General features: G+C 65.8%; 1 protein-coding gene. It reads left to right on the forward strand.

Translation table 11 applies throughout. The features are described 5' to 3' along the window. Positions 1 to 15: 15 nt before the first annotated feature. Positions 16 to 269, forward strand: a 254-nt coding sequence (locus QSJ97_RS24845) for an acetyl-coenzyme A synthetase N-terminal domain-containing protein (RefSeq protein WP_285675186.1), incomplete at its 3' end; no start/stop codon positions are given.

Here is a 269-nt window from a genome sequence, read left to right on the forward strand (position 1 = left end):
TGGGAGGGCGAAGCGATGGATGGCGAGGTGTTCGAGGTTCCTGCGGGTCTTGCGGAGGGGGCGCATGTCGATGCGGCGGGCTACGAGGCGCTGTATGCGGCCTCGGTTGCGGATCCTGCGGGGTTCTGGGGCGAGCACGGTCGGCGGCTCGACTGGATCAGGCCGTACTCGACGGTGAAGAACACCTCGTTCGACTACCACGACGTCTCGATCAGGTGGTTCGAGGACGGCACGCTGAACGTCTGCGCCAACTGCGTCGACCGGCATCT

Source organism: Paralimibaculum aggregatum, from assembly GCF_030270585.1.
In the GTDB taxonomy this organism is placed as follows: Bacteria; Pseudomonadota; Alphaproteobacteria; order Rhodobacterales; family Rhodobacteraceae; genus Thermohalobaculum; species Thermohalobaculum aggregatum.